The organism is Micromonospora sp. 4G55, assembly GCF_016803375.1.
This window is the reverse complement of the sequence record NZ_JAEVHN010000638.1, coordinates 1-3,487: the sequence shown is the minus strand read 5'-3', so window position 1 is coordinate 3,487 and position 3,487 is coordinate 1. Positions and strand designations below refer to the sequence as shown.

Genomic DNA, 3,487 nt, shown 5'->3' with positions numbered 1-3,487 from the left:
AGGCGGCCCCGGTCGAGCGGGAGACGCTGGCCGTCTTCGCCGGCACCGGCGGTCGGCAGCTGGCCTGGACGCTCGCCGCGGTGGTCCTCGCCGCCGGGCTGCTCGCCCTGATGCGCGACCACCGCTCGGTCTCCCGGTACGCGTACACCCTGGGTCTGGCCGGCATCGTGCTGGTGATGATCCCGGCGGTGCTGCCCGGCCGGTTCTCCGAGATCAACGGCGCCAAGCTCTGGATCCGGGTCGGCGGCTTCTCCATCCAGCCCGGTGAGTTCGCGAAGCTGGCCCTGCTGGTCTTCTTCGCCTACTACCTGGTCCGCAAGCGCGAGGTGCTCTCGCTGGCCAGCCGCCGGATCCTCGGCATCGACTTCCCCCGTGGCCGGGACCTCGGCCCGGTGGTCGTGGTGTGGCTGATCAGCCTCCTGGTCCTGGTCTTCGAGAAGGACCTCGGCACCTCGCTGCTGTACTTCGGCATGTTCGTGGTGACGCTCTACATCGCCACCGAACGGGTCAGCTGGCTGCTGATCGGTCTGGTCCTCTTCTTCGGCGGCGCCTACCTCGCGTACGTCCTGGGTGGCACCGTCGGCGGGCCGTTCGCCAACTTCTACACCCGGGCGGAGATCTGGCTGGACCCGTTCGCGGAGCCGTACGACCGGGGTTACCAGCTGGTGCAGGGCCTGCTCGGCCTGGGCAGCGGCGGGCTCTTCGGCACCGGCCCGGGCGCCGGCGAGCCGCTGGAGATCCCCGAGGTGCAGAACGACTTCATCTTCGCCGGCATCGGCGAGGAGATCGGCCTGTTCGGGCTCACCGCGTTGCTGGTGACCTACCTGCTGATCGTCGAGCGGGGGCTGCGGGCCGGGCTCGCCGTCCGGGACTCGTTCGGCAAGCTGGTGGCCGGCGGTCTCGCCTTCACCCTCGGGCTCCAGGTCTTCGTGATCGTCGGCGGGATCAGCAAGCTCATCCCGCTGACCGGTCAGACCACGCCGTTCCTCTCCGCCGGTGGGTCCTCGCTGATGGCCAACTGGCTGCTCATCGCGGTGCTGCTGCGGATCTCCGACGCGGCCCGCCGCCCGGTGACCCAGGGCTCCGGCTCGGCGGCCCGACCCGCTGGCGGCCCGCCGGAGCAGCTGCACGGTGCTCCCACGGAGGTGATCCGGCCGTGAACGCACCCCTGCGCCGCGTCGGCGTCGTCGTCATGATCCTGTTCGGCCTGCTCTTCGCGAACCTGAACTGGATCCAGGCCTACAAGGCCGACGAGTACCGCAACAGCGACTACAACGGCCGGGTCCAGGTGGCCGAGTACGAGCGCCGGCGCGGCAACATCGAGGCCGGCGGCACCGCCTTCGCCACCAGCAAGGAGACCAGCGGCAAGCTGAAGTTCCTGCGCACCTACCCCGGCGGGGCGAAGTACGCGCATGTGCTCGGCTACAAGCCGGTCAACCTCGCGGACACCGGCATCGAGCGGGTGGAGAACGAATTCCTGGCCGGTACCAGCGACGCGCTGATCGCCAACCGGATCAAGGACATGTTCACCGGCGACGAGACCGGTGGCGGCAACGTGCTGCTCACCCTCTCCAAGCGCGCCCAGGACACCGCGTACGAGCAGCTGCGCAACAACAACAACGGGGTGAAGAAGGGCGCGGCGATCGCCATCGACCCGCGTACCGGGGCGGTGCAGGCGCTGGTCTCGATGCCCAGCTTCGACCCGAACCCGCTGGCCGACCACGACACGAACGCGGCCTCCGCCGCGTACAACCGGCTGGAGCAGGACCCGGACGGGCCGCTGAAGAACCGCGCGCTCGCCGAGACGCTGCCCCCCGGCTCCACCTTCAAGATCGTCGTCGCGGCCGCGGCCCTGGAGAACGGGGTCGGCAAGAACACCCAGATCCCGGCCGGGGCCAGCTGGACCCCGCCCACCTCGGGCTCCCCGATCCGCAACGCCGCCCCGTCGATCTGCCCCGAGGCGCAGGTCAGCCTGATCGAGGCGGTCCGGGAGTCGTGCAACACCGGCTTCGCCCAGCTCGGCGTGAAGCTCGGCGCGGACACCGTCAAGGAGAAGGCCCGCCAGTTCGGCTTCGAGCAGGACGACCTCACCGTCGGCCAGCTCGGCGAGGACGGCCTCACCGTCGCGCCGAGCCGGACCGGCGCGATGGAGGCCCCCGGCGGCGGCACCGACCCGGCCGCGCTGGCCCAGTCCTCCATCGGGCAGCGCGACGTCAAGATGACCCCGTTGCAGGGCGCGCTGATCGCCGGCACGGTCGCCAACGGCGGCAGCCAGATGCGGCCGTACCTGGTCAAGCAGCTGCTCGGCCCGGACCGGACAACGACCTTCGATCCGGCCCGTCCCCGAGAGTTGCGCAAGCCGGTCAGCGGTCAGGTCGCCGCCGACCTGCGGGAGATGATGGTCGCCGTGGTCGAGAACGGCTCCGGCACCAAGGCGCAGATCAGCGGCTACACGGTCGGAGGCAAGACCGGTACCGCCCAGTCCGGCCCGCAGACGCCCGACCACGGCTGGTTCATCGGGTTCGCCCTCGACAAGAACGGCACCCCGATCTCCGCGGTCTGCGTGGTGCTGGAGGAGGCGGGCAGCGGCGGCAGCGGCGAGGCGGCCCGGATCGGCGGCCGGATCATGCAGGCGGCCATCGCCGACTCCGGGGGCCGCTGACATGCTGCACCCCGGCGTCCAGCTCGGCAACCGCTACCGCCTCGACGAGCGGATCGCCAGCGGTGGCATGGGCGACGTCTGGCGCGGCACCGACCAGGTGCTGGGCCGTACGGTGGCGGTGAAGAGCCTGCTCCCGGCGCTGCTGGACGATCCCGGTTTCGCCGAGCGGTTCCGGGGCGAGGCGCGGACCATGGCCACCATCAACCACCCGGGCGTGGTCGACGTCTACGACTTCGGCAGCGACCAGCAGATCGCCTTCCTGATCATGGAGTACGTCGAGGGCGACGCGCTGTCGGCGACGCTGAGCCGGGTCGGCCGGCTCACCCCGGCCCGGACGATGGCACTGGTCGCCCAGGCGGCCGACGCGCTGCACGCCGCCCACGAGAAGGGCATCGTCCACCGGGACGTGAAGCCGGGCAACCTGCTGGTCCGGCCGAACGGGACCCTGGTGCTGACCGACTTCGGCATCGCCCGCTCCGACCTGGTCGGGCAGCTCACGGCCGCCGGCTCGGTGCTCGGCACCGCCTCGTACATCTCCCCGGAGCAGGCCACCGGCGCGGTCGCCACCCCCGCCTCGGACGTGTACGCGCTCGGCGTGGTGGCGTACCAGTGCCTCGCCGGCCGGCGTCCGTTCGACGGCGACAACCCGCTCGAGATCGCCATGAAGCACGTCCGGGAGACCCCCCGGCCGCTGCCCGGCGACATCCCGCCGCAGGTCCGGGCGATCGTGGAGCGGGCCCTGGCGAAGGATCCCGCGGCCCGCTGGCCCAGCGCCGCCGCGCTGGCCTCGGTGGCCCGGCAGGCGAAGCTCGCGCTGTCCCAGCA

General features: G+C 71.7%; 3 protein-coding genes. All 3 read left to right on the top strand.

Annotated elements, in window-relative coordinates:
- The coding region (locus JNW89_RS31485; RefSeq protein ID WP_238451838.1) for an FtsW/RodA/SpoVE family cell cycle protein at positions 1 to 1,160 on the top strand (1,160 nt) is incomplete at its 5' end.
- Positions 1,157 to 2,662 (top strand): penicillin-binding protein 2, encoded by a 1,506-nt coding sequence (locus JNW89_RS31480; protein WP_238451837.1) that lies wholly within the window; start codon positions 1,157 to 1,159, stop codon positions 2,660 to 2,662. The genes JNW89_RS31485 and JNW89_RS31480, both read left to right, overlap by 4 nt.
- A 1-nt stretch (position 2,663) precedes the next feature.
- Positions 2,664 to 3,487, top strand: an 824-nt coding sequence (locus tag JNW89_RS31475; RefSeq protein WP_238451836.1) for a serine/threonine-protein kinase, incomplete at its 3' end; no start/stop codon positions are given.